The organism is Armatimonadota bacterium, assembly GCA_016125185.1.
Taxonomy (GTDB): Bacteria; Armatimonadota; Fimbriimonadia; order Fimbriimonadales; family Fimbriimonadaceae; genus Fimbriimonas.
The window spans coordinates 220148-245204 of record WGMG01000002.1 but is presented as its reverse complement, the minus strand read 5'-3'; the positions used below and the strand labels follow the sequence as shown (position 1 = coordinate 245204).

Below are 25057 nucleotides of genomic sequence, written 5' to 3'. Positions count from 1 at the left end.
CAACCCATTTCAAAACAAGCAGATTTATGAAGATCCCTTCAACCCTTTTTTCGGCGTCATTGTGCCTGCCGGACAACGCGATGGCCTTCGAGCTTTCGAAGGAGATTCGCGCGGCGGCGCCCGACCAGGCTGTCCTCGAGACTGAGGACTATTCATTCGATCCCATCGGCTTTGCCGATGCTGGAGGCTGTGAACTCGTCGTTCGCGACGAGGCGTACGGTCACTGGAAGGCCGAATGGACCGATAATCAAATAGAGACCAGCCCACGGAACGCGGTCTTCGACGTCCTTTGGCAGGGTCGGCGCTTGACGCTGATCGTGGCTCAGAACCAGGAATGCGGTCGGAACTGGATCATCGTCGGTCCTCGCATCGTCGACTGCGAAAAGTTCTTTGCCGCCGTCTGTCGGTGGAACACCTGCGGCGACGCGGCGATCACCGTGTTCGACGAAGGCTATTTCGAGCGCGATGAGGAGCTTCTCGAGGAGATTCGGCAGAGCTCGCTCTCCGACCTTGCTCTGGAGCCTGACATTCGGCGTGCGTTGAAGGAGGATGTCTTAGCGTTCTTCGACCAGCGGGAAATGTACGCATCGAGCGGCCTTTCTTGGAAGCGCGGAGTGATCTTCTACGGTCCGCCCGGCAACGGAAAGACGCAGACGATCCGTGCGATCGTGAGTCAGGCTCGGGCGTCGTGCATCTACGTTCGGTCGCTGTGGGGCTATCGCCTGCCGCCGGAGGGCGCCATCAAGCGCATCTACCAGCGAGCCCGCGAGACCGCGCCGTGCATCGTCGTGTTGGAAGATATCGACACGCTCGTTCGCGAGAATTCGCGTTCGTACTTCCTCAACGAGCTCGACGGGGTTCGGAGCCTCGATGGCGTCATGACCATCGCGACCACGAACCACTTGGACAAGCTGGACATCGCTTTGAAGGAACGGCCGAGCCGGTTCGACCTCAAAATTGAGTTTCCGAACCCGGACGCTGAGATGCGGGCCGCGTACTTGGGCGAGCCGCTTTGCCTCACAAAGCTGTCGTCCGAGCTGGCAACCGACGTCGTGCGACGGACCGACGGAATGTCGTTCGCGGGACTGCAAGAGTTCGTGCGAGCGACCACGGCGAAGCACCTTCGCGTATTCGACCTCGGGCGAGCGCTCGAGGAAACTCTGACGGCGATGGGCCGCCCCAAAGCGAAGAAACCCAAAAAGAAAAAGAAGAAGTCAGGCTCGAAATGAGCCTGACTTCTGATGGCGAAATGTCTCCCCTCTCAATACGAGGACGAAGGGAACAATTTGACTCTAAACCGGCCATTTCGCCGTATCGGGCCACCCCCCTCCAAACGGTACAATAGAGCGTTCTCAATGGATCAGTCGCGCATTCGCAACTTCTGCATCATCGCGCATATCGACCACGGCAAAAGCACGCTCGCCGACCGCCTCATCGAGCGGTGCGGAGCCATTCGCGGCACCGCCCAGGAGCAGATGCTCGACTCGATGGACATCGAGCGTGAGCGCGGCATCACCATCAAGATGGCCGCGGTCCGACTTCAATACAAAGCCAAAGACGGAATCGAATACGAACTGAACTTGATCGACACGCCCGGCCACGTCGATTTCACCTACGAAGTTTCGCGTGCTCTGGCTGCCTGCGAGGGCGCCTTGCTCGTCGTCGATGCCAGCCAGGGCGTCGAGGCGCAAACCATCGCCAACGCCAGCATGGCGATGAACCAGAACCTCGAAATCGTTCCCGTCATCAACAAGATCGACTTGCCGCACGCCGACATTGAGCACGCCAAGCAAGAGATTGAGAACGCGGTCGCCATCGACGCCAGCGATGCGATCCCTGCCTCGGCCAAGGCCGGCATCGGTATCGACGAAATCCTCGAAGCGATCGTCCAACGGATTCCCCCTCCCAACGGAGACCCCAGCAAGCCGCTCCGAGCCCTCATCTACGACAGCCACTTCGATGCCTATCAGGGCGCGGTGGCGTATATTCGCGTCATGGATGGCTCGGTCAAGAAGGACGACCGGATCATGATGATGGCCTCTGGTCGCGACTACGTCATCGACGCGACTGGTCACTTTGGCCCGGGCCTGACCGTCAACAATGGACTCGAATGCGGCGAAGTCGGCTTCATCGCCGCCGCCATGAAGTCTATCGGCGACGCGCAAGTCGGCGATACCGTCACCACCAAGGCGAACCCCGCCACCGCCGCCCTGCCCGGCTACCGAAAGGCCCTCAGCATGGTGTTCTGCGGCCTGTACCCGACCGATGGCGACCAGTATGAAGACCTTCGCGACGCCATCGAAAAGTTGAAGCTGAACGACGCTTCGCTCCAGTTCGAGCCGGAGACATCCGCCGCGCTCGGCTTTGGGTTTCGGTGCGGCTTCCTTGGCCTTTTGCACATGGAGATCGCCCGCGAGCGGTTGGAGCGCGAGTTCAATCTCGACCTCATCCTCACCGCCCCGAGCGTGGACTACATCGTCCATAAGAAGAACGGCGACGCCATGCACATCTCCAACCCGAGCGAGTTTCCCGACGCCAACGACATTCTTCGGGTGGATGAGCCGACGGTGAAGGCGACGATCATGGTGCCGGTCGAATATGTCGGCGCCGTGATGACGCTTTGCCAGGAGCGACGCGGCTTGTACCTCAAGACCGAGTACCCGACCCAGCAACGCGTGATTCTGTATTACCAGCTTCCGCTCGGCGAAATCCTGATGGACTTCTTCGACAAACTGAAATCCGGCACGCGTGGCTACGCGTCGTTCGACTACGACCTCGACGAGTACCAACCATCCGACCTTGTCAAGCTCGACATCCTCCTTAATGGCGACATCGTCGACGCTCTTAGCTTCATCGTCCACCGCTCGTTCTCGTACAATCGGGGCCGCGCGGTCGTCGAACAGCTTCGAAAAGTCGTCCCTCGTCAGCAATACGAGGTCCGCGTTCAGGCGGCCATCGGCGCGAAAGTCATCGCGGCGGATACCATCAAGCCGTTCCGTAAGAATGTCATCGCCAAGTGCTACGGTGGTGACATCACGCGAAAACGCAAACTGCTCGAAAAGCAGAAAGAAGGTAAGAAGCGCATGAAGCAGATCGGCTCGGTCGAACTGCCGCAAGAAGCCTTCCTCAGCGTGCTCAAGGTCGCCGAATAGGATCCGTGATCCGAGAACCCAGAGTGGCGACCCGGCAGGGTCGAAGATGGTAGCCAGGGTGTCGAAGCGCAGCGAAGACCCCTGGAAGCACGGTCGCCTGCACTTGCCACGGAGCGAAGCGACCCCAGACTTGCAGTTAGTCAGACCAGCTTTCTTGCCGCAGTCCTTCTCGGATTGCAAAAATCAGTCACACTAATACAGTGATTCTCGTCATCGACAACTACGACTCGTTCACCTATAACCTGGTTCAGTACCTCGGCCAGTGTGGGGCCGAGGTCGTGGTCAAGCGAAACGACGAGATCGATCTGGACGGCATCGCCGCCCTAAGGCCCGACGGCATCATGCTCTCGCCGGGGCCCTGCACGCCGAAAGAATCCGGCGTCTGCCTCACGATTCTCAGCGCCGCCCTCGCCCAGCGTCCCGGGTTCGATGTTCCGCTTTTCGGAGTCTGCCTTGGCCACCAGGCCATCGGTGAGGTCACCGGCTCCCAGGTCGTGGTCGCCAACAAGATCATGCACGGCAAGGCGTCGTTGGTCGAGCACGACGGCAAAGGTGTCTTCGCGAACATGCCAAACCCTTTCAGCGCCATCCGCTACCACTCCCTGGTCATCGCAAAGAAGCAACCACCGGCAGGCTTTATCGTCACCGCACGGTCGCTCGATGACGACGAGATCATGGGCGTCCGACACGAGACTTTGCCCATCGAGGGAGTCCAGTTCCACCCCGAGTCGGTCCTTACCGAACAGGGCTTCACCATCGTCGAGAATTTTTACAAGATGACTAAGGCAAGTGCGACCGCAGGCGCCTCTTAAAGTCATCGTGGGGAAGAACCCCGTCCGCGGATTCCAGCCAGATCACCTGCTGGTTGAGGTCGTCGTTCTTCACTCTGAAAATGAACGTTACATAACCCTTCTCGAACTGGGCAGGTAGGTTGTAGCTCAACTCGGCTCCGTTGCTGAATAGGTCGGCAAAACTCGGAATCGTGTCCGGTGTGCCGACGGATACGAACTTGCCCATCTTCTTCTCCACCTCGGAAAAAACGTTGTGGACCTGGTTCCGCGAGTTATCGAGAATCTGATCGTCGATCGACTTATGGGCATAATTGTCTGCCACCATGTTGTCGATCAGGGTCTTGTTACGCCCTACCCGGGCCCGCATGTCGTTCACGGCACCCTTGCCAACAAAGGCGAGTGGGATCGACAGGAACAGAAAGATGCCCAGAATCCAAAGCAGAATGTGTTTTCTTTTTCGAGACTTCACGCGCCTAGTACAACATACCCGGCAGGAAAATTGGTTCCAATTACTGGGCGGGCACGTTGTTGCCAGCTTCGATTGAGTCTGCCGTCGCCGCATCGGGATTTAGCGCGATCGAATAGATCACGTGCTTGTCCTTGTTGTTCTTCACGGTCACGTCGAATACACCATCTCGTTTTTCGAACGTCGCCGAAGCGCGGAACGTGATGTAGAAACCTCGGTCGGTGCCCGAGTCGTTGGTGCGGAAGCCGCCACGCCTAAGCACAGTGATGTCGCCTAAGGTCTTGATCGAACCCAGCTTGTCCTTGAGCTCGGTGAACAGCTTCTGGGTCTTCTCTTTGTTCTCCGGCTTATTGAACGAGTCGTCCGCGTACAGGGCAAAGTCCTTTTCGTCCCAGTTCTTGGCAGTGGCGGTCAAGGCCGTCTTCACGAACTCCTTGTCCGTCTTCACCGTCTCTTGGATCTGGTTGAACATCGACCGGATCATGAACGCGCCACCGGCACAACAAAGGATGAGGATTCCCGCCACGATGGCAAGGACAACGCCGGTTTTCTTGTTCATTCGCAGTCCAGTTTACGACAAATTAGTCGTTCGCCTTCTTCGCTTCTTCGATGTTGATGTTCGTCGGAATTCGGAAAATGAAGTCCGATCCCTTACCGAGTTCAGATTCGACCCAAATCTTGCCGAAGTGAACCTGATCCACGAGGTGCTTGACCAAGAAGAGGCCGAGACCCGTACCGTAAATCTTTCGGTTGTCTTCGTTGTTAACGCGGTGGAACCGCTCGAAGACCTTCGTCAGGTGATCCTTCGGAATTCCAAGACCCTGGTCCTTGACGCCAATCTCCAGCGTGTCGCCGTCAGCCTTGGCATGGATCGTGACATCGCCGCCGTTCGGCGCGTACTTGATCGCGTTATTCAGAAGGTTGGTCAGAATCTGGTCCAGCTTGTCCTCGTCGCCGACGATGAGGTCGGGCAACGGAGTCTGGATATCGAGCTTGATCGCGTGCTTGGTTGTCGCTTGCTGCTGAACCTTCTGCACCTTGTCGAGCAGGGTTTTGATATCGACGTGCGTGTAGTTCGGCTTCAGCGATTCGCCGGCCTCGATTCGGCTGGTGTTGAGCAGGTCATCGATCAGACGGCGCAGTCGGTCGCATTCGCCAACCACGATGCCGAGGAATTCTCGCTGGTCTTCCTTGCCGTAAAGCTCGTCGTCCAAGCCCTCAAGCAGGGTGCTGGAGAAGCCCTTGATCGCCGTCAGCGGGGTTCGAAGCTCGTGTGAAGCCATCGCGACAAAGCTCGACTTCATGCGGTCGATGTTTCGAATTTCGGTCACGTCGGCGAGGATTGCAACCACGCCGATGCCCTTGCCGTCTTGACCAAGAACCGAAGCAAATTGTGATTCGTAGATTCGCTCGGTACCACCGATCGTAATGTGCGTTTCAACCTTGCCGGCTTCCGCTCCGCCGATAGCCTTGTCGATGGCGGCTACAAACGCGGCGTCGTGGACGATCTCGTCGATAGCTTTGCCGAGGCTGTCCTGCGGCGCCTGGAAGATGGCGCGAGCCGTGGCGTTGATTTGGAGCAGTCGTCGGTCGGTAGAGACCAGCATGAGACCAGCGGTCAAGGATTCGAAGGTCTGAGCGAGTTCTTCCTTCTCTTCGACGATCTCGCGGTACATCTGGAGGTTGGCGATGATGGAGCCGACGTTGCGGGCCATTCGCTCCAGAAGTCGGACGTCTTCTTCGTTGAACGTCTCGCCGTGCTTCTTGTTGAAGGCATGCAGAACGCCGATGGTGTTCTTCTCCACCACGCGGTTTTCATCGTCGCGCTTCTCGATAACGAGCGGAACGCAAACGCCGTTGGTGACGTGCATGAGGCCGAACGGTTCTTCGCGAGCTTCCACAACCGTCTCGATGTCGTCGTAAATCATCGCGTCGCCGTCTCGGAAGACTTTGCCGGAAATGCCGTGGGTGGCGCGAACCTTAAAGGAGTTGAGATGTGCTTCGTCGACGCCAAAGGCGGGTGGGATACCCTTCAGGTCGCCCATTTCTCGATCGTGGAACATAATCACGATCTTTTCGGCCTGAAGAATCATAGCAATTCGCTGAACGAGCCGTCGGAGGGTAACGTCCGCTTGGTCGATTGGCGTAATTTCTACTGGTTGTTCGATCTTTGCCGCTGATGGAAGGTTCTTGTCCGTTTCGAGTTCGCGGATCCTGGATTTGAGCCGCTCGACCTCTTCCAGGAGTTCTTTGTTGTCTCGTTGAAAATCTTCCGACATTTCGACTTTTCCTCTAAACACAGATCAATGAACGTGGTTCAATGAATAACCCTATAAGTATGACCTTTTCTTGCGCTGAAATGCGTGACCCGCAATGACGACTGGACGCGAACTTTTACCGTTATTCCCGCTGAACAGTGTTCTGTTCCCCTTTTCGCGCATGCAGTTGCACGTATTCGAGCAACGATACCGCCAAATGATCGCCCATTGCCTCGCCCACAGCATCCCGTTTGGCGTGGTACTCATCCGGGCGGGCGAGGAGGTCGGGGACACCGCCGAGCCGTACCTGATCGGCACCAAAGTGCGCATTCTCGACACGTTCCATTACGAAGATGGACGCTACGACCTGACCGTCGAAGGCGTCGAACGGTTCCGAATCCGTGACCTCGATTTGCAGGAGCCATACCTTCGCGGCCACATCGAGCCGCTTGATGAACTCGCCGAAATCGACGAGGGCTACCTTGGTCAACTTTGCGAGGAGGCCCGCTCACTCGGCGAAACGTTGGTGAAGGAGCATATCGACAATCGTGAGTTCGCCATCCGGGTGCTCTTCCCCGAGGAACCGGTGCAACTATCGTTCGCGCTGGCTAACATGCTCGACTTCCCGCCTCTGCGGAAACAGTATCTGCTGGAGTTGGTCGAGACCTCGATCCGCCTGGAATCGCTCATCGAAGTGCTACGGGAATTGGTTGCGAGTATCGACAAGCCGATGAAGAAGCTCACCTCGCAGGACCTGCGCGACTGGGTAACGCCGAATTAGCCCTTATGAGCCTAAAGCCACAAGCCCCTAGCCGCGAGCAAGGGACATGGTGCGGTGTGGAGTGCGAAAACCTGTTTTCGCTTTATCCTGCGAAGCCTGCTTCGCTGAACTTACTGACTAGGAAGGTGGCGTTACGAAGATTCCGCCAATGAGAAATGAGCGACGCGAATAGGAATCGCTCACAACTGAAGTTAGGGTGGCACGGGTAACGACGTCTGAGTAGCTGGGAGTTACCCGTGTTGAACCAATTGAACGCTCCAAACCCGCTCAAACGTAGGAAAGAAGCGGACTGGCAAATATTCATCGGCCATTAACTAAGAAAATTAGTCAATACAGCAATTCTGCATTCCTGAAATTTCAAAGAATTGGAAGAATGACTAATAACTGCGATAATAAATCGTCGGAGAGACTATGAATCGTAACTTTCAAGATTTCGGACTGGGCCACGTCAACCCCCCGATCTCAGATTCGGCCATGTACGAGTTTGAGACCGGTGCCGAGATGACGGAAATGTTCGAAACCGGCATTCCCGGACGGTTCCTTTACGGCCGCCATCTCAGCCCATCAAACCAACTTCTCGCCGAGGCCCTCGCCGAAATGGAGGGCACCGAAGCTGCCTGCGTCACTGCCACCGGCATGAGCGCCATTGCTTGCATCCTCATGCACCTTTGCGAAGCGGGCGACGAGGTCGTCGCCAGTCGAACCGTTTACGGTGGAACCTATGCCCTGATGGGCAATCTTCTGCCCAAGTTCGGAGTCAAAACCCATTTCGTCAACATGAACGACCTGAACGAAGTGGCGCGAACGGTATCGGCCGCCACCAAGGTTTTGTATTGCGAGACGCTCAGCAATCCCTTGCTGGCAGCTCCCGATATTCGCGGGCTGGCCAAGATCGCCAACCTACACGGTATCACGCTCATCGTGGACAATACGTTTGCCCCGATGATCGTCCGTCCCGGCGCCCTGGGGGCGCATGTGGTGGTTCATAGTCTCACGAAATATGTGAATGGTATGGGGGACCACCTGGGTGGAGCGGTCTGCGCTTCGAATGAGATCATCGCCGGGATGCTCGATGTCAATAACGGAACCTCGATGCTTCTGGGACCGACGATGGATGCCCAAGTATCGGCGTCGATTCGCAAGAATATGCAGACCTTGCCGATCCGGATGATTCAGCACTCGGCCAACGCGCTGGCCGTCACAACGGCTCTGCAGGATCGAGGCTACGCAGCCGTCTATCCCGGTCTGGAATCCCATCCCGACCATCGACGCTTTGCCTCGATGGCCGAAAGCAAATACGGATTCGGGGGTGTATTCACCCTCGATTGCGGCTCGCGTGAAGCCGCCGACCGGTTCATGCAGGAGATGAAGCGGCAGGACATCGGCCATCTCGCCGTGTCGCTCGGCTTCGTTCAAACGCTCTTCTCGATGCCCGCTTGTAGCACTTCCTCAGAAATACCCGAAGAGGAGCGCGACCGTATGGGCCTCAGCACCGGCTTCGTCCGATTCTCGATCGGCGTCGAGCCGGATAGCGTCGCGCTGGCCAACAAGATTGTGGAGATAGCGGAGCGGATCATCCCACAAGCTCAGCGAAAAGCGGGCTAAATCGGAAACATCTGGTTGTACGACTGGAAGTGGTGATCCAACCAGAATTCACTTGCCGCGCTCTCAATCTCGGCGATGTATGATGGGAAAAGATGCACGTGGTGGGCGTGAGTCCGGGCATAATTCTTGGCGCGATAGGAATTGTCGCTTGCCTTGCGATGGGTGCCGAGCTACTGACGCACCCGAACAAGCGGACTACGAAAAGCTTGACCATTCTCTGCGTGATGTTCCTCAGCTCCCTGGTTCTCATCGTAGCCGACCGGACCACATCTCAAACATCTGGTCGACCCCCGACCTTCATAAATCTTAATTCGGTTGGCGTCGAAAGAGCATGAGCCATAGGTCTATGCAATCTCGATCGAATCGCGGACCTTCCTACACAAATCTCGAAACACGCCGTCTTTGTACTCCAGAACATAAGGCAAGATGTAGATTCCCGGCGAATCCTGGCTCATCTTGGTTACCATCCGCAAGAGGCTCAAAAGACTCTCGCGACTAGGGTTGGTTGGCTTTAACAGCAGAAGCGAGTCGCGATTGGGTGCAGCCACCCAATATGTTTCGCCTGCTTCGGTGTAGCGATCCAGTAAGACGATCTGCGCGGCTCCAAAGAACTGAGCCAGGATGAGAGTCGATGGTCCGAGCGGCGAATTCTGCCGTTCGATCATCGGGCTCGTTTGCTTCCACAGATTTTCCTTCGCGATGTCAAAGTAGTCTTGGGCGGGCCGCGAAGCCTTCTCCAAAAGGGATTTTGATACCGACTTCAGAGACTGGTCGCTATTGATGACGAGGGCGGCGACGAGGTTCTGTCCGACGGAAATGCACTGCATGCCGCCGACATTTGGCATGGCCTCTCGATCGTAAAGGCGAAGCATCAGTTGGTCTAGTTGCTCGTCGATGGGCTTGCTGAGGTCCTGAAGCTGCTTAAAGATATTGCCGAGAAAGCCTTGCAAAACCGCCTTCCGATCCTTCGGCGGAGCCTCTCGCCAGAAGCGGATGAGATTATGGAAACCGTACTGATAGCCGGTGGCCGGGTCTGTCGCCCCTCCCTGATCCCACTCGAAGCGAACGCGAATTCTGTGCGCCGCAAAGTACTCGTGAACTTGGCCCTGGAACTCCTGGTAGAGGGCCATACTGATCGGCTGAGCCCAATCAGGGGCCTTTTCGCCGAGCAGCTTTTGCAAGAATCCCATGCCTTAACCCTACCAGCCTCGGAAGGGAAATGGCGACACCTGGCAGCCGACTAAAAACTCTTCAGTTTCGCCAAATCCCGCTCGTGCCCATGATCCTCGATTGGTGTCTCCAGCAGGATCGGAATATTCTCGAACCGCGGATCGTTGACCAACAGCCGGAACCCTTCCTCGCCAATCTCCCCCTCGCCGATGTGAGCATGGCGGTCCTTCTTGCTCCCTAGCGCGCCGACCGAATCATTGCAGTGCACCGCCTTCAGTCGGTCGAACCCGACGACATCCTCAAACTTGGCGAACGTCGCCTCGAACGTCTCTCGCGTGCGAATGTCGTAACCCGCGGCAAAGATGTGGCACGTATCGACGCAGACCGCTACTCTCTTGTCGCCATGCAGTCCGTCCAGTACCGCACGCAACTGCTCGAATGTCGCACCGAGCGACGAGCCAGTTGCCGCTGTCGTCTCCATGAGGAGCATCACCGACGGATCCGAGTCGGCCAAAGCCTGCTTGGCCCCCTCGATCAACAGCCGAATCCCTTCCTCCACGCCCTGCCCCACGTGCGCGCCCATGTGCGAATTCAAATAGCGAATCCCGTACTGCGCGCACCGGTTCATCTCGTCCGTCAGCCCCTGCACCGACTTCGCCCGCAGTTCCTCGCCCGCCGCCGCCATGTTGATCAGGTACGAATCGTGGCACACCACCTCGTTAATTCCCGTTTCCTCGCACGCAGCTCGGTAATCGGCCACCATGTCGTCCTCGATCGGCTTCGCCTTCCAAAGCTGAGGGCTCTTCGTGAAAACCTGGATGGCTGTACAGCCGATAGCCTTGCCTTCGCGAACAGCGTTCCCGAGGCCTTTCTTGATTGGCATGTGCGCGCCGACGAGTTTTGCGATCATTCCCCCATTATGAAGGTTCGGCAGACCCATTCCGAGGGAATCCGGCCCCGGCGATGCGGTAAAACGTTAGGCAATTATGGGCAAGTATTTTCCCGCATTCAAGGCGTACGATGTTCGAGGCATCGTCCCCTCCGAGTTAAACCCGGATTTGGCCTACAAAGTCGGCCGAGCCTATGCGGATGAGCTTGACTCCAAAAAAGTCTGCATCGGATACGATATTCGGCTTTCTGGCCCTGACCTTTACGACGCCTTCGCTCGTGGCCTCAACGATGCCGGTGTGGACGTCGTCCACCTTGGTATGGTCGGAACCGAAATGGTCTACTTTGCAACCGCGTTCTATGGCTACGATGGCGGATGTATGATCACTGCCAGCCACAATCCGCCCGAGTACAACGGCCTCAAGATGGTGCGGCAGGAGAGCCGACCGGTCTCCTCCGACACGGGTCTGAACGACATCGAGCGCCGCGCCCACGAAGAAAAATGGGAGCGCACCGGCACCGGCACGCGGGAGGACAAGGACGTTTACGATGACTTCGTCCAGCACTTGCTGAACATCGTCCCGGGCTCCGCGCTGAAGCCGTTGAAGGTTCTGTGCGACGTGGGCAACGGCGCCGCTGGCGTCGCCCTCGAAAAGCTATTGCCCCACCTTCCCCTCGACGTCACGCGGCGGCTGTTCGAGCCTGATGGCAACTTCCCGAACGGCGTTCCGAACCCGATCCTCGAAGAGTCTCGCGCCGATACCGAGAAAGAGCTGAAGAAGGGCGGATTCGATTTCGGCGTTGCCTGGGATGGTGACTACGACCGGTGCTTCTTCTTCGATGAGAAGGGCAATTTCATCGAGGGTTACTACATCGTTGGCCTCCTTGCCCAGTCGATCCTACAGAGCGACCCCAACCACACGATCGTGTACGATCCGCGCCTCATGTGGAACACGCTCGACATCGTCGAAAAGCTGGGTGGCCGCGCCGTCATCTGCAAGAGCGGTCACGCCTTCATTAAAGAGAAGATGCGTGCCGAGGACGCCACTTACGGCGGTGAGATGAGCGCCCACCACTATTTCAAGCAGCACTGGTACTGCGACAGCGGCATGATCCCGTTCTTGCACATCGCCAAGCTCGTGTCCGAAACCGGACGCTCGCTGGGTGACCTTGTGGGCGAGATGGTTCGTAACTATCCTTGCTCCGGCGAAGTGAACTCCAAGGTCGCTGACGTACCCGCAGTTCTCAAGAAGGTCGAGGAACTTTACGCCGAGGGCGGAGAGATCGACCGCATCGACGGCCTGTCGATTTCCTATCCCGAATGGCGCTTCAATCTGCGCGGCTCGAATACCGAACCAGTGATCCGGCTCAATGTAGAAACCCGTGGCGACGAAGCCCTCATGAAGGCAAAAACTGCCGAGTTGTTGGCCATTATTCGCGGCTAAGTAACGGTTTTGGAAGGCGAAATATATCGAAAAGTAACCCAGTAAAATTGCCTGAAGATCAGTTTCTTATAATATTTTAATATTAAGGTGTTAAGAAACATCGTACAGTACCTCTATCTTCGGCTCACCTAGGGCCGTTGGATTTCTGTTTGAAGGGCAATTCAAAATGAAGAAAACACTTGCATTATTGGCGCTTAGCGCCGCATCGGCAGGGGCGTTCGCGCAGTTCGGCACTGCCACCAGCATCTGGGCGGGTCAGGTTGGGCAAAAGGCAACCGTCCCCAACTCCAACCCCACCGAGTCGGTTACGGCCTACTCGAACGTCACTAACTTCACGGGATACGGTCTCGCTTGGGGCGCCGCTGACATTGGAACGGCCGGTATTCCCTCCACATGGATGGATGCAGACGATCTTACGGTTCTCGGCTCCGAAGCCGGACGAGATGTCATGGGCTTCACGTTCAGTTCGGTGAACTTCAATTCGACGGATTCAACGGCGTCGCCGACGGTCGCATTCTGGGATGGTAGCTCTGGCGCACCCGGTACTCTTCTTGGCGCCGTTCGTTTTGTACCACTGACACTGAGTGCAGGGTTTGTAAATCTGTGGAGCTACGACAGTGCCACGCCGCTGTTCACAATTCCTACCTCTGGCAAAGTGTACATGGGCGTGAGTTGGGACGACTTTTCCGATGTTGCCGCTACTGGTATCAGTACGGCTGATCTCGGCAATCTTGGTCAAGGCCTTTTTGACCCTCCTACGGTCGGCTCCAGCCCAGACAGCTTCTTCAGCTCCGATAACTTTGGAAGCAACTTGGTCGACAATCCTGCCGGCGCGACAGACTACAACTTCAATGGCACCCCGATTGCCAACTTTGGCGACGAACTGCGAACCGCTGATCCGGTTCCGGAACCCGCTTCGTTGGCCGTGATCGGCCTTGGCCTCGCGGGCCTCGCGGCTCGAAAGCGACGTAAGGCTTAGTCCGCTCGCAAAGACGATGAAAATGGGTAACCGGTCGGTTACCCATTTTTGCGTTAGGTTGTCCCCTAATGTAGTGGAAATACGGCAAGCAAAATTGCTAGAAACAACATTCAAATAAGCAAACTTAAAGAAGTTTGTTATACTTACCATTGTCTTTTTAGTCTGGGGGTTCATGGGCTATCCCCTAAAGCTAATTGGAGGGCTAAACAATTGAAAAAACTGATTATTTCGCTGACTGCGTTGGCGGTCACTGCGGCATTTGCGAACGCGACGGTCATCTATGACTGTATGTCGGGAGTCGCAAGCTACACAACGAGCACTTCTAACCCCGGGTATCTGATGGGTGATGGCGCTACCGCCATCGCTCCAACGGCAAACCCCACCGATCACTTCGAAATCACGAGCATCGACTTCGGCCTGTTTGTCCTCGGCGCTCAGTCGTTCGCCAGCGGCCAACTGGTCGCCAAGATCGACGTCTTTTCGAGCTACAATCCGAGCGCAGTCGCTCCGACCAGTGTCAATGGTACGCTGGCTGGCACGGCTTTTTACGCGTTTGGTGCCATCACCACCACCGGTAATGCGGCCTATGCGATCACCGGTGGCGCTCTGGGCACACCGATCGCACTTCCGGCTGGCGCATCCACGATGGGCTGGACGATGGGCTTCTACGATGGCTTCACCGGCGCTCGCATCAGCACTGTCCGCGCTGCCTTCACGACCACGGTTCTGCCGACGGTCGGTACGAGCCCGGCTGGCTTCTACCGCGACAACGACGACAACGGCATCATCGATTCGACTGACGCTCGGTTCTTCAGCTCGAGTAACCCATCCGACAACATGGTCATCCGCTTCAACGGCAACGACGTCTCGGCTCCGGTTCCGGAACCGGCATCGCTCGCCGTCCTCGGACTTGGCGCGCTCGGAATGCTCCGACGCCGCCGATCCAGCAAGTAAAAGTACTGGATTTCGACCCAAGTGCAGAGCCCGGGCCATAGGCCCGGGCTTTCTTTTTGGACTCAATTTTTGCCATAATCGAGCCTTAGATCTGAATTGATCGGTTTACTTTGACCACCAGTGCGCCAACCCATTACGAAGTTCTAGGTGTTGGGTCCTCTGCCGATTCGGAAACGATTCGCAAGGCCTATCGTCGGCTTGCCCAAAAGCACCACCCCGATGTGAGCGATTCCCCCGACGCTCATGAAGACATGGCGCGCATCAATGAGGCGTTCGAAACCCTCATCGACCAAGCTCGGAGGGAAGAGTACGACGCCATCCTCGCCGGCGCGGTCCGCGAAACCGTCCAAAAGCACTCGCCAAAGAATCCGGTTCGCATCAAACTGATGCGCCGCCTGTATGGCCACAAGACGCCGGTCTACGCCGTATCCTTCGCGCCGGACTCCGGCGCACTCATCTCGGTTGGTTTCGATAACGAGGTCATTTGGTGGAACGACGGCGGCCAGCGATCCCGCCAGACCAAGCTCGAATCGGGCAACATTTCCACCCTCAAAGCCTTCGCCGAAGACCGCGTGGTCGCTGCCGGAAGCAGCGACAGTCAGGTCAACGTTTGGTGCCTCGAAAACGATCAAGTAACGACTTGGAAAGGCGTCCACGAGGAGTGGGTGAGCTGTCTGGCCATCTCTGGCGACGGGAACGCCGTCGCTTCTGGCTCCATTCACCACCATCTTCGCGTGTGCGATTCCACCACTGGCTCCGCGCGATTCTCGCTCCGCACCGAGGACGCCAGCGTGACTGCGGTTGCCTTCAGCCCCGATGGCCGATTTCTCGCTTCCGGCACCGCCAACGCCAAAGTCGCCATCCGCGAAGCCCGTAGCGGCAAGTGGCTTAGAAGCATCGATAAGATTCGCTCGGTGGTCACCGCTATCGCCTTCAGCACCGACAATCGATACCTCGCGGTTGCCGGTGTCGACCTCAGCATCCGCGTGTTCAACCTTGACACTGGCGAATTGGTCAAGATGCTATATGGCCACGGCCGCCCCATCGAATCCATCGCCTTCCACCCCAATGGCTGGCTTTTCGCTTCCGCCTCCCGCGACGGCACCATTGGTCTGTGGAATGCGGCGAAAGGTATCGGAAACGTCCGATTGGAAGTGTCCAGCCGACCGATTAGTTGCGTCGCGTTCAGCGCCGATGGAACGAAGCTCGCGGTCAGCGGCCAAGATCGCATCGTCCGCCTTTTCGAAGTCACCGCCAAAGCTAGTTAGGGAAGTAGCGCTGTAAACGGCTTGCGGTTCTCGGTTCACTGTTACCGGTTCACGAAACTCCCCAAGTACCAAATTCCGTAAACTAGGAGATATGTCCTTACTGGCCACTGCCGCCTTGTATTCGATCCTCGCCACCGGAGGGGATACGGCCATCAAAGTCCCGTACGAAAAGTACGTCCTTCCCAACGGCATGAAGGTCATCCTCACCGTCGACAAGACTCTCCCGGTCGCGACGATCAACACCTGGTTTTATGTCGGATCGAAGGACGAGCCAGATCGCCGAAGCGGCTTCGCCCACCTGTTCGAGCACCTGATGTTCATGGGCACGAACCGGGTTCCCACCGGCCAATTCGACCAAATCATGGAGCAGGCGGGAGGACAGAACAACGCCTCCACCGCCGAGGATCGCACCAACTACTATTCGTTCGGCCCGTCGAACCTTCTTCCCACCCTCATCTGGCTCGACGCCGACCGTCTAGAGGACCTCGGTAAGGCGATGACCCAAAAGAAGCTCGACCTCCAGCGCGATGTCGTCAAGAATGAGCGCCGCCAAAACACCGAAAACACGCCGTACGGCAAGGCGTACGAGGCCATCAATGGCCTCATGTTCCCCAAAGGCCATCCGTATTCGACGTCAGTCATCGGCTCCCACGAGGACCTGTCTGCCGCGTCGGTGCAGGATGTCCAGAACTTCTTCTCCACCTTCTACGTACCCAACAATGCCTCGCTGGTGGTAGCTGGTGACTTCGATCCCGCGAAGATCAAGCCGCTCATCAATCAGCTTTTCGGCACCCTCCCTCGCGCCAACGACGTCCCCCGCAAGTTGGTCCAGCCGTTCACCTTCCCCAGCGAAAAGCTGACGATGGTCGACCAGGTTTCCGCTGCGAAGTCGATCCTCGTGTGGCACACTCCTCCCGAGACCAAACCGGGTGACGTGGAAATGAATATCGCCGCCAGTGTGCTCGGCGATGGCCTCGCCAGCCGCCTTCAGGATGAGCTTGTGAACAAGCTCGGCCTCGCCAGCGACGTCTCGGCCTTTGTCGAGGACCGGTACCTCGGCTCGCTCTTCTACATCGACGCCACCCTCGCCAACGGCAAGAGCCAGGACGACCTGGAAAAAGCCATCGAAAAGGTTATCGACGACCTGGCCAAAACTGGACCAACCGCCAATGAACTGAAGCGAATCGTGGCCAAAGAGGAGTCGTCCGTCGCCAACACGCTCCAAAGCATCGACCAAAAGGCGGACAAGATGAACGAGTACGAGTTCTACTATGGCGACCCGGACTCCTTCCAGCGCGAGATCGACGCCTTCCGCGCCGCAACGCCCGCCTCAGTGAAAGCCGCCGTTCAGAAATACCTGAAGGCCAACCGCCTTACCCTTCGCGTCGTGCCCGAAACGGCCGAGCAGGCAAAGAACCCTCGAGATGAGCGACCGACTATCGACGCCCCCGAAGCCTTCTCTACGCCGAAGCCGCACAACCTCAAGATTGGCTCGCAGGCCGTGGCTTATTGGAGCCGCCCAGGTGTACCGATGTTCTCGGTTCGCGCTCACTACGATCTCGGAACGATCGGCGAACCCAAGCTCGGCCTGATCGCAATGACGACCGAACTGATGAGTCGCGGCGCGATGAAGATGCAGAGCGCGGCTTTCGCGGCCCAACTCGACCTCCTCGGAGCATCGATCAACGCCAGCACTGGTTACCGAGACACCACCTTCAGCCTCCAATCGCCGACATCCAATGCGGGCAAGGCCCTCGAATTGTTCGGCGGCGTGCTCACCGCTCCGACCATCTCCAAGGACGACTTCGAGCAATACAAGGACGAACTGACTGCCCAACTGGAGCAGGAAAACGATAATCCCCGCGTCGTCATGGACAAGGTTGGCCGCCGGGAATTCCTCGGCAAGGACCACCCCTACGCGAAGCCGATCGATGGCACCCTTGAAAGCGTCAAGTCGATTACGTACGAAGACGTCCTTGCCATGGCGAAAAAGGTGGAAGGAATCAAGCCAACTCTCTTCGCCGCTGCTGGCTGGGACGACCAAGCCGCCGTCTCGGCTCTAGCGCCGCTCGGTCAATTGAAGCTGGGAACATCGACCGGTGAAACCTCCTTCACCATCCCGCCAATCCCGACCCAAAAGAGCCGCCTGATCATCGTTGACCGCCCCAACGCCGTTCAGACCGTCATCAACTTCCTATTCCCAGCCGTCACCGACAAGGACCCGGACTTCCTCGATCTCGATGCCGTCCGCGTGGTCAGCGGCGGAAGCTTCACCAGCCGCCTGAACCAGAATCTGCGCGAGGATAAGGGCTATACGTACGGCGCAGGCTCCCGCCTCGGCGTCGATCCGTACCTCAGTTGGTTCACGATGGTGTCTTCGGTTCGTGCCGATGTCACCGGCGCGTCGCTCAAGGAATTTCTGAAGGAAATCGGCCGGTTGGAGAAGGGCGACATCGACGCCGTCGAAGCCAAAAAAGCGGGCGAGATCATGCGCACCGATGTCATCACCGACTTCTCGACCCTTGGAAGCATCACGGGTGTGGGAACGTCGGGCCTCAGCACCGGAATCACGCTTCAGGATATCGACGGAAAGATCGCCAAGCTTTCGAACCTGTCCGACAGCCGCTTGAATGAAATTGCGCGCAAGTACATTCAACGCTCGAAGGCGATGATTGTCTTGGTAGGAGACAAAGCAGAAATTCTTAAGCAGATCGAAGGTTTGGGCTTTCCCGAACCGGAAATCGTCACGCCATAAGCTCAAGACTTGGACTCCGAGTAGCAGCCTCGGAGTCCAAGCTAGGCTATCTTCGAGCCTGAATTCGTTTGCGTGTCCTGGCCGCTTTCCTCGCCGATTCCGACCGTTCTTCAGGCGTGCGGCTGGCTGCAGCTCGCTTGGCGATCTCGGACCGTTCCTTAGCTGTGCGTTTCTTTGCTACTGACTTTGCGTGGCGAGAGAGCGCGCGATGTGAGACGGACTGCTGTCCCTCATTTTTCAGAGCTTCCGTGACAGCGCGACTGCGGGTCGAAGATGGTTTCGCGTCTGGATCTTTCTTGCCTTTAGCAAGATCTCTTTGGGCTTTTTCGCGGACATCTTCCGAATACTTGCCTTTCTTGGGTGCCGGTAGCTCAACTCCCGCGCGTCGAGCTCTCGACAGGCCGATCGCGATTGCTTGCTTGGCCGATCGCGTACCATGCTTGCCGTTTCGAATCCTTTCGATCTCTTCTTTCACAAATTCGCTGGCTTGAGTGGATGGCGATTTACCTTCCCGTTTGAGTTGACGGGCTTTCTTGATGGTCTTTTTTTCGGGCATCTGAAACTCCTTACAAACCTGGGAGACGCCTGCACAAGCGACGACCATTCGGTCCTGGGTCACGTGGCCCAGGACCGCGCCTAAGGGTTTCCGACCAAGAGATGACTCGGTCACAGCGAATCCGAACTAGCAAAATTATCGAAGGAGTCAAAGTAAACTTAAGTCATGGTCTTATTTGCGTTGGCTTTGGCTGCCCCGCTCGTCGTACCCGCTTACACCGCATATTCCTCTCCCAACGACGAAGGCATTCCGATCAGCCAAAACGGCGCCGGGCCCTGGAAGGATTCCAAGCAAAGCCTCGTTTGGATCGGCGACCTCAAACCAGGCACGCTCGATATCAAGATCGATGGCAACTCCGTCGATGCCCAGTTCGTTCTGCAAATCGACGGCGTCACCAAACCCATCAATCTCGATCGCCACGCAACGTTCCAAATCAAGGACGCTGGTTATCGTACCATCACGCTCAAGCCTGCGCTCGCCCTTGGCACGGAGGACTACGGCACCATCACCGGTCTCACTCTCACCGGAACCGCCACCGAGGGCGCGCGATTCAACCTTAAGGAGCGCCGAAACTGCGCCAGCGTCCACCTCAAATATCCCACCGAGAAAGACCAGCCGGTGGAGTGGTTCTACAATGAGGTTCGACCCAAGACCGACCCGAAATACACCTATTACGAGGCCTGCGGCTGGCACCGCGGCTACTTCGGCATGCAGGTCAACTCTCCGACCGAACGCCGTATCATCTTCTCGGTTTGGGACTCGGGTAATGAAGCCGTCGATCGCAACAAGGTCGGCTCCGATGACCGCGTCCGACTCCTCGCCAAGGGTGACGGCGTCGTGGCCGGCGACTTTGGCAACGAAGGCACGGGCGGGCACAGCCACCTCGTCTACAACTGGAAGACCAACGAGGTCCACCGCTTCCTCGTCCACGCCGAACCCCAGGGCGACGCCACTATCTACACCGGTTATTACTACTTCAACGACAAAAAGAAGTGGGGCCTCATCGCCAAGTTCCGCGCCCCGAAAGACGGCTCCTACATGCACGGCCTTTACTCGTTCAACGAGAACTTCGGTGGTTCCAATGGAAACCTCCAACGCAAAGCCGAGTTCGGCCCGGTCTTCCTCGCCGGACCCGACAAGAAATGGCATGAACAGCTTCAGGCTCAGTTCTCTTGCGACGGCACTGGCAAAAATGACCGATTCGACTACGCTTCGGGAGCCGTGGGCGACCACTGGTTCCTCAGCAATGGTGGCGCGGTTTCAAATGGCGTCAAGTTCGGCGACCTATTCACCCGCAAACCCTCGCGAACCAAGCCGCCCCGCGACTTCCCGAAAGGCTGACGCCTGAGAACAGGAATGGAGAACACGAGTCACACGATCCATTCGATTGTGCCCTGTGTTATCCATCGAATCCGTTACACCTTAACCCTTTGCTAACCGACCAGATCAAGCTACCCCTTTGATTTCAGAGGGGGTGGTGCGGTCGAAAGACCGAACATGGGAACTCCTGACCGGCAACAAACAGGTCTAGCGAACTCTTCTTGTGGCTCAGACCAATCTCCGATGGACAAATTCAAACCCATCGCCCTTCGGCAGGATCGACACAAACTCGTCCTGCGTCACAAAGCTGAAGACGGAATCCGGCACGATCGCCGCTCCGACAAAGCCCGGAGCCGAGATGCGCGAGGCGCTTAGCGCCATGTCCACGTCCAGCGCCCGCTCAACTTTCCGGGCAAATCCGCCGTCGAACAGCCGCACCACGACCTTCGTCGATGGATTCAGGCCCTTTGCCATCAGGCATGTCGAAAGGTTGATGGCATCGTCGTGCGTCGCCGAGATCACCGACGTGGCCGTCTCGATTCCCGCCCGTCGAAGCGTCTCGTCGTCGCGCCCGTCGCCCGCTACAAACACGATGCTGGGAGGAAGCAAAGTCCGATACTTCGCATTGGCATTGTTATCGATCGCCACCACCGAATAGCCCATCTTGTCCAGCGCTTCCGCAATGCGAAAGCCGACGTTGCCAAGCCCGACGACGATGATGTGCTCGCTTTCCGAGACCTGCTGGCGGCCGAAAATCTCATCGAACCGTGCCGACACCAGGTAGTCGGTGATGATCGAATAAAGCGTGGCCACTGCTGCCGAGCCCAACAACATCATCGCGCAGGCATATAACTTCAGCCAAACCGCGTGGTCCTTCACCGAGATGTCGCCGTACCCGGTCGTGGTCAACGTCGTGATCACAAAGTACAGCGCATCGATCACTGAAAGGTGCATCGCCGCCGCGAAAACCGTCGTGCTGATCACGATTAGGACGAAGATCGCCAACAGCAAGCGCGTTAGCAGAGGTGGGATGTTCTGCACAAGCGAACGCATACGAAATCGCTTACGGGGTTTGGTGCTTTGCCGAACCCGAACGTCGAGCGACGGTCGAACGTCGACCTTCCCGTCATCGCTCAAATGCACGGAATAGGTTCGGCCACCATGGTCGAACGCTCCAATCACGTCCGACCCGATGCCTGTCGCCGCAAAGCTCGGCGCGGCCAGCACCGACATGGCTAGCGCTCGGTGGATACCCACCGATTCCTCCAGCCTCCGCGCCAATGTTTGGTCGAAGAGCCGGGCGATGACGCGTAGGTTAGGATTCGAACCCTGAGCGTCGAGCGAAATCTCGATATTTGTCAAGTCCGAGTCCGTACAGGCAATCAGCGACTCTGCGGACCCGATGTCGCACTCCTCCAACACCACGCGGTCGCGAGCATCGCCCACCACCACGCGAGCCCCAAGCTCGGCCACCTCGCGCTCAAATTCGGACCGCGCCGCCAGCGCGACCACCGTCACCGGTTTGCCCATCCGAAGCAGGAGCGTTGTCACTCGGTATCCGACCTGCCCAAGACCGCATACGATGACGTGACCCAAGCTACTTTCCTCCCATACCGCTGAGCGTAATGCCCTTCAAGAAGTATCGCTGACAAAGGAAGAAGAGCAGAATAGTGGGCAAAATATGCACCAGCGAGGCGGCCATGACCTGCTCAAAATTCGTTCCGAACGTGTCCTGAAACATGCGTAATCCGATACTCACGGTGTACTTCTCCGGCGAGTTCAGATAGATCAGCGGACTCTCGAACGAGTCCCATTGACCGAGGAACGAGAACAGCGCCACCGACGCGATGGCCGGACCTGACAGCGGGAGCAGAATCCTCCACCAGATGCGAACGAACCCCGCGCCGTCGATCATCGCCGCCTCATCAAGTTCCCTCGGCACGGTCAAAAAGAACTGCCGCAAAAGGAAGATGTTGAACGCGCCGCCACCAAAGAACGCGGGTACGATCAGCGGCCAAAACGTGTCGATAGCGTGAAGCTTTCGCCACACCAGGAACACCGGAATCTGCGTCACCTGACCCGGCAACATCATCGTCGCGAGCATGGTGAGAAAGAGGAAGTTGCGAAGCGGAAACTTGAACCGGGAAAAGCCGTAGGCCACCAGCGACCCGGTCAAAACTTGCGCGACGGTACAGATGACAGTGATCAGGATTGTGTTCCACACAAAGGTCGGAAAGGGAAGCGCCGTCCACGCCTTGGCAAAGTTCGAAAAGTCGGGATGGGCGGGAATGAACCGCGCCGGGTCCTTGGCGTACTCCTCGCTCGACTTCAGCGCCGTCGAAATCGTCCACAGGAAAGGAATCGAGAAGATCGACGCCCCCGTGATGAGCATGAAATAGACGAAGAAGCGCTTGCCGTAAAGCTGGATCATCGCTGTTCTCCTTCGTAGTGGACCCACCGTTTCGATAGCGCCATCTGAATCAACGTAAAGGTCAGCAGGATCACGAATAGCACCCACGCCATCGCGCTCGCCTTGCCCATCTTGAAGTACTCAAACGCGTTGCGAAAGATGTATAGCGAATAGAACAGCGACGCGTTATTTGGCCCGCCGCTTGTCATGATGTACGCACTCGTAAAGACCTGAAACGCTCCCACCAAGCCTAAGACCAGGTTGAAGAACATCACCGGCGAAAGCGACGGCAGGGTGATGTGCCGAAACTGCTTGAACGTCCCCGCCCCGTCGAGCTTCGCCGCCTCGTAATAGCTCTCCGGGATGCCCTGCAAACCCGCCAAAAAGATGATCATGCGTTGCCCGCCGATGCCCCACAGCGACATCAGCACGAACGCCCACAGCGTGAACTTTTCGTTCTGGAGCCACTCGATGTTCGGCAGTCCGAACCAACCCAAAACCTGGTTCAAAATCCCATTGTCGGCGTTAAACACCCACTGCCATAGCAACGCCGATGCCACCGCCGGAACCATCGACGGCAGGTAAAAAAGGGTCCGAAAAATCCGTAGCCCCTTCACCTGCTGGTTCAACAGCAGGGCGATCAATAGCGACCCCAATACCCCGAGCGGAACCGTGAAGAACGTGTACAGGAACGTGTTCTTCAGCGCCTTCCAAAACAGCGGATCTTGCACAAACAGCCGCCGATAATTCTCAAACCCAACATACTTCGCATCGGCCAAATCGTACTTGTACAGCGATAGCGCGAGCGACGACAGCATCGGCCCGGCCGTGAAGATCAAAAAACCGATCAGCCACGGCGAAATGAACAGGAACCCCCAAAACTCCTGGCGGTCCACCAACCGCTTCTTGGGTCGTTTCACCAACCCGGCTCCTCCGAAAGCACCTTGTTCACTGCATCCGCCGCCCGCTTGCCTGCAACCTTGGCGTCGCGCTCGGTACCGTTCCACAGACGATCTAACTGATCGTTCATTGCCTGTGTCCACTCGGCCCACCGGTCATCGATCGGCAGTTGTCGGCCATCTTCCACCGCGTCGATGAAGATGTGAATTTGGCTCGGCGGCAACGATCCGTCCGAAAACTCTTTGCTATAGGCCACCGCCTTGCGAGTCGGGAAGCACCGGCGATTCTTCACATACAGCAGATTCTCGACCTCAGGACCAGTCAAAAAACGCATGAACCGCCAGGCAATCTCGGGGTGGGCGCAGTTGGCAGGAACCACGATCTGGTTGCCCTTCACCGTGGTCTGGTGCGACTTCGGCCCGGAGGGAATCGGAACCACGTCCCATTCAAACGATTTCACCACGTTTCGAAATCGGGGCGTCATGCCCATCCAGTCGAAGTACATGCCCATCTTGCCGCTCTCGAAAGAAAATGCCGAGTTGGCCGCTTGCGCCGGGGTTGGGGCGCACATGTACTTGTATCGCAGGTCGGCCACGAACTGCAGTCCCGCCTCCGCCTCCGGTTGATCGAGCAAGCTATGCTTGTGTGCATCGTCGATCATCCGACCTCCGAAGCCCCACACCATCGGCACCCATTGCGGGAACGGCGGCATCGTCGTCCCAAACTGCACGTATCGTCCGCTCGCGTCCTTTTTGGTCAGTGCCTGGGCGTACTGTACAAAGGCGTCATACGTCCACCGGTGCTCCTGCCACAGCTTGTACGGGTCCTCCAAACCCGCCTCGCGCATCAGCGTCTTGTTGTAGTAAACGACATTCCCGCCGAAGAGCACATTCAGGCCATACAGTCGCCCGTTGACCGTGCATTCGTCGATAGTCTGCGGAAAGAAGTCCTTTCGGTTGAAGGTTGGGTCCTTGTCGGCAAACGGCGTCAGGTCGAGAAAAAATCGCTTATTCTGCAGGTTCGCAAAGTTGTAATGATCGACCCGAAGCACGTCCGGCGCGGTGTCGCTGGCCAGCATCACCACCGACTTGTTCCCGTATGCCGATCCTGGCACTTTTAGAAAGTCGACGTGGACGTCCGGGTTTTCCTCGTTGAACTTATCGCAGAGCTTCTGCTCCAGAGCCAACTGCTCGGGGTTACCCCAAGCCATGTACCGAATTTTGATCTTGCCCGCGTACGGGTCCGGCCCGCAACTGAGGAGGGGAAGGGCGGCGACGAAGGGAAGGAGCAGAGAGGTAAGTCGCGTCATGGGTTGCTTCCGCCGATAGCATTCTAGCCGACTTCCGCCGACCGGGCAAG

21 protein-coding genes are annotated in these 25057 nt (G+C 57.3%); 11 read left to right on the top strand and 10 right to left on the bottom strand.

From position 1 onward, the window contains the following. Positions 1–26: 26 nt before the first annotated feature. The 3 genes from GC165_04300 (at position 27) to GC165_04290 (ending at position 3964) form a co-directional block, all read left to right on the top strand. Positions 27–1229, top strand: a complete 1203-nt coding sequence (locus GC165_04300; protein ID MBI1332084.1) for an AAA family ATPase — start codon at positions 27–29, stop codon at positions 1227–1229. Positions 1230–1355: 126 nt separating this feature from the next. Further along, entirely contained in the window at positions 1356–3152 is a 1797-nt protein-coding gene (lepA, locus tag GC165_04295; protein MBI1332083.1) for an elongation factor 4, read from the top strand. Positions 3153–3352: 200 nt separating this feature from the next. After that, a complete protein-coding gene (locus GC165_04290; GenBank protein MBI1332082.1) occupies positions 3353–3964 on the top strand; it encodes an anthranilate/aminodeoxychorismate synthase component II in 612 nt (203 codons plus the stop codon). Here the strand turns inward: GC165_04290 and GC165_04285 are convergent. Genes GC165_04285 through GC165_04275 form a run of 3 tightly spaced genes read right to left on the bottom strand, consistent with a single transcriptional unit; the run spans position 3933 to position 6688 of the window. Further along, complete coding sequence (locus GC165_04285) at positions 3933–4412, bottom strand: hypothetical protein (protein ID MBI1332081.1); 480 nt, start codon at positions 4410–4412, stop codon at positions 3933–3935. The genes GC165_04290 and GC165_04285 overlap by 32 nt on opposite strands. Positions 4413–4452: 40 nt before the next feature. Continuing rightward, complete coding sequence (locus GC165_04280; protein MBI1332080.1) at positions 4453–4968, bottom strand: hypothetical protein; 516 nt, start codon at positions 4966–4968, stop codon at positions 4453–4455. A 22-nt stretch (positions 4969–4990) separates the two neighbouring features. After that, on the bottom strand, positions 4991–6688 hold the full coding sequence (locus tag GC165_04275; GenBank protein MBI1332079.1) for a GAF domain-containing protein: 1698 nt from the start codon (positions 6686–6688) through the stop codon (positions 4991–4993). Between the two features lie 94 nt (positions 6689–6782). On the opposite strand from GC165_04275, the gene GC165_04270 reads away from it, so the two are divergent. Further along, a complete protein-coding gene (locus GC165_04270) occupies positions 6783–7448 on the top strand; it encodes a hypothetical protein (GenBank protein MBI1332078.1) in 666 nt (221 codons plus the stop codon). A 411-nt stretch (positions 7449–7859) separates the two neighbouring features. Then, positions 7860–9053, top strand: coding sequence for an aminotransferase class I/II-fold pyridoxal phosphate-dependent enzyme (locus GC165_04265; protein MBI1332077.1), 1194 nt, complete (start codon positions 7860–7862; stop codon positions 9051–9053). 344 nt (positions 9054–9397) lie between these two features. Here the strand turns inward: GC165_04265 and GC165_04260 are convergent, their stop codons facing one another. Beyond that, entirely contained in the window at positions 9398–10243 is an 846-nt protein-coding gene (locus tag GC165_04260) for a hypothetical protein (protein ID MBI1332076.1), read from the bottom strand. Between the two features lie 50 nt (positions 10244–10293). After that, on the bottom strand, positions 10294–11163 hold the full coding sequence (locus GC165_04255) for a deoxyribonuclease IV (protein MBI1332075.1): 870 nt from the start codon (positions 11161–11163) through the stop codon (positions 10294–10296). Between the two features lie 46 nt (positions 11164–11209). On the opposite strand from GC165_04255, the gene GC165_04250 reads away from it, so the two are divergent. The 5 genes from GC165_04250 (at position 11210) to GC165_04230 (ending at position 18512) form a co-directional block, all read left to right on the top strand. Continuing rightward, complete coding sequence (locus GC165_04250; protein ID MBI1332074.1) at positions 11210–12556, top strand: phosphomannomutase; 1347 nt, start codon at positions 11210–11212, stop codon at positions 12554–12556. A 166-nt stretch (positions 12557–12722) separates the two neighbouring features. Beyond that, positions 12723–13535, top strand: a complete 813-nt coding sequence (locus GC165_04245) for a PEP-CTERM sorting domain-containing protein (GenBank protein ID MBI1332073.1) — start codon at positions 12723–12725, stop codon at positions 13533–13535. Between the two features lie 210 nt (positions 13536–13745). Further along, positions 13746–14489, top strand: a complete 744-nt coding sequence (locus GC165_04240) for a PEP-CTERM sorting domain-containing protein (protein ID MBI1332072.1) — start codon at positions 13746–13748, stop codon at positions 14487–14489. Between the two features lie 110 nt (positions 14490–14599). Next, a complete protein-coding gene (locus GC165_04235; GenBank protein ID MBI1332071.1) occupies positions 14600–15757 on the top strand; it encodes a DnaJ domain-containing protein in 1158 nt (385 codons plus the stop codon). Positions 15758–15848: 91 nt separating this feature from the next. Beyond that, positions 15849–18512: a hypothetical protein gene (locus GC165_04230; GenBank protein ID MBI1332070.1), complete on the top strand. Its 2664-nt coding sequence runs from the start codon at positions 15849–15851 to the stop codon at positions 18510–18512. A 46-nt stretch (positions 18513–18558) separates the two neighbouring features. Here the strand turns inward: GC165_04230 and GC165_04225 are convergent, their stop codons facing one another. Then, entirely contained in the window at positions 18559–19068 is a 510-nt protein-coding gene (locus tag GC165_04225) for a hypothetical protein (GenBank protein MBI1332069.1), read from the bottom strand. 165 nt (positions 19069–19233) lie between these two features. On the opposite strand from GC165_04225, the gene GC165_04220 reads away from it, so the two are divergent. Next, on the top strand, positions 19234–20409 hold the full coding sequence (locus GC165_04220; protein MBI1332068.1) for a DUF3472 domain-containing protein: 1176 nt from the start codon (positions 19234–19236) through the stop codon (positions 20407–20409). Between the two features lie 207 nt (positions 20410–20616). Here GC165_04220 and GC165_04215 read toward each other — a convergent pair whose 3' ends face one another. From GC165_04215 to GC165_04200, 4 genes are all read right to left on the bottom strand, one after another. Continuing rightward, positions 20617–21984, bottom strand: coding sequence for a hypothetical protein (locus tag GC165_04215; GenBank protein ID MBI1332067.1), 1368 nt, complete (start codon positions 21982–21984; stop codon positions 20617–20619). 1 nt (position 21985) lies between these two features. After that, on the bottom strand, positions 21986–22819 hold the full coding sequence (locus GC165_04210; protein ID MBI1332066.1) for an ABC transporter permease subunit: 834 nt from the start codon (positions 22817–22819) through the stop codon (positions 21986–21988). Continuing rightward, entirely contained in the window at positions 22816–23616 is an 801-nt protein-coding gene (locus GC165_04205; protein ID MBI1332065.1) for an ABC transporter permease subunit, read from the bottom strand. Before GC165_04205 ends, GC165_04210 begins: the two co-directional genes overlap by 4 nt. Before the next feature lie 98 nt (positions 23617–23714). After that, the gene (locus GC165_04200) at positions 23715–25007 is read right to left on the bottom strand and encodes an extracellular solute-binding protein (protein ID MBI1332064.1); all 1293 of its coding nucleotides are present in this window, start codon (positions 25005–25007) and stop codon (positions 23715–23717) included. Positions 25008–25057 lie beyond the last annotated feature (50 nt).

Coding starts and splice junctions, on each gene's coding strand:
- GC165_04300 (MBI1332084.1), top strand. CDS start 27: ATGAAGATCCCTTCAACCCTTTTTTCGGCGTCATTGTGCCTGCCGGAC.
- lepA (MBI1332083.1), top strand. CDS start 1,356: ATGGATCAGTCGCGCATTCGCAACTTCTGCATCATCGCGCATATCGAC.
- GC165_04280 (MBI1332080.1), bottom strand. CDS start 4,968: ATGAACAAGAAAACCGGCGTTGTCCTTGCCATCGTGGCGGGAATCCTC.
- GC165_04275 (MBI1332079.1), bottom strand. CDS start 6,688: ATGTCGGAAGATTTTCAACGAGACAACAAAGAACTCCTGGAAGAGGTC.
- GC165_04270 (MBI1332078.1), top strand. CDS start 6,783: ATGACGACTGGACGCGAACTTTTACCGTTATTCCCGCTGAACAGTGTT.
- GC165_04265 (MBI1332077.1), top strand. CDS start 7,860: ATGAATCGTAACTTTCAAGATTTCGGACTGGGCCACGTCAACCCCCCG.
- GC165_04260 (MBI1332076.1), bottom strand. CDS start 10,243: ATGGGATTCTTGCAAAAGCTGCTCGGCGAAAAGGCCCCTGATTGGGCT.
- GC165_04255 (MBI1332075.1), bottom strand. CDS start 11,163: ATGGGTCTGCCGAACCTTCATAATGGGGGAATGATCGCAAAACTCGTC.
- GC165_04250 (MBI1332074.1), top strand. CDS start 11,210: ATGGGCAAGTATTTTCCCGCATTCAAGGCGTACGATGTTCGAGGCATC.
- GC165_04245 (MBI1332073.1), top strand. CDS start 12,723: ATGAAGAAAACACTTGCATTATTGGCGCTTAGCGCCGCATCGGCAGGG.
- GC165_04230 (MBI1332070.1), top strand. CDS start 15,849: ATGTCCTTACTGGCCACTGCCGCCTTGTATTCGATCCTCGCCACCGGA.
- GC165_04225 (MBI1332069.1), bottom strand. CDS start 19,068: ATGCCCGAAAAAAAGACCATCAAGAAAGCCCGTCAACTCAAACGGGAA.
- GC165_04220 (MBI1332068.1), top strand. CDS start 19,234: ATGGTCTTATTTGCGTTGGCTTTGGCTGCCCCGCTCGTCGTACCCGCT.
- GC165_04210 (MBI1332066.1), bottom strand. CDS start 22,819: ATGATCCAGCTTTACGGCAAGCGCTTCTTCGTCTATTTCATGCTCATC.
- GC165_04205 (MBI1332065.1), bottom strand. CDS start 23,616: ATGCTGTCGTCGCTCGCGCTATCGCTGTACAAGTACGATTTGGCCGAT.
- GC165_04200 (MBI1332064.1), bottom strand. CDS start 25,007: ATGACGCGACTTACCTCTCTGCTCCTTCCCTTCGTCGCCGCCCTTCCC.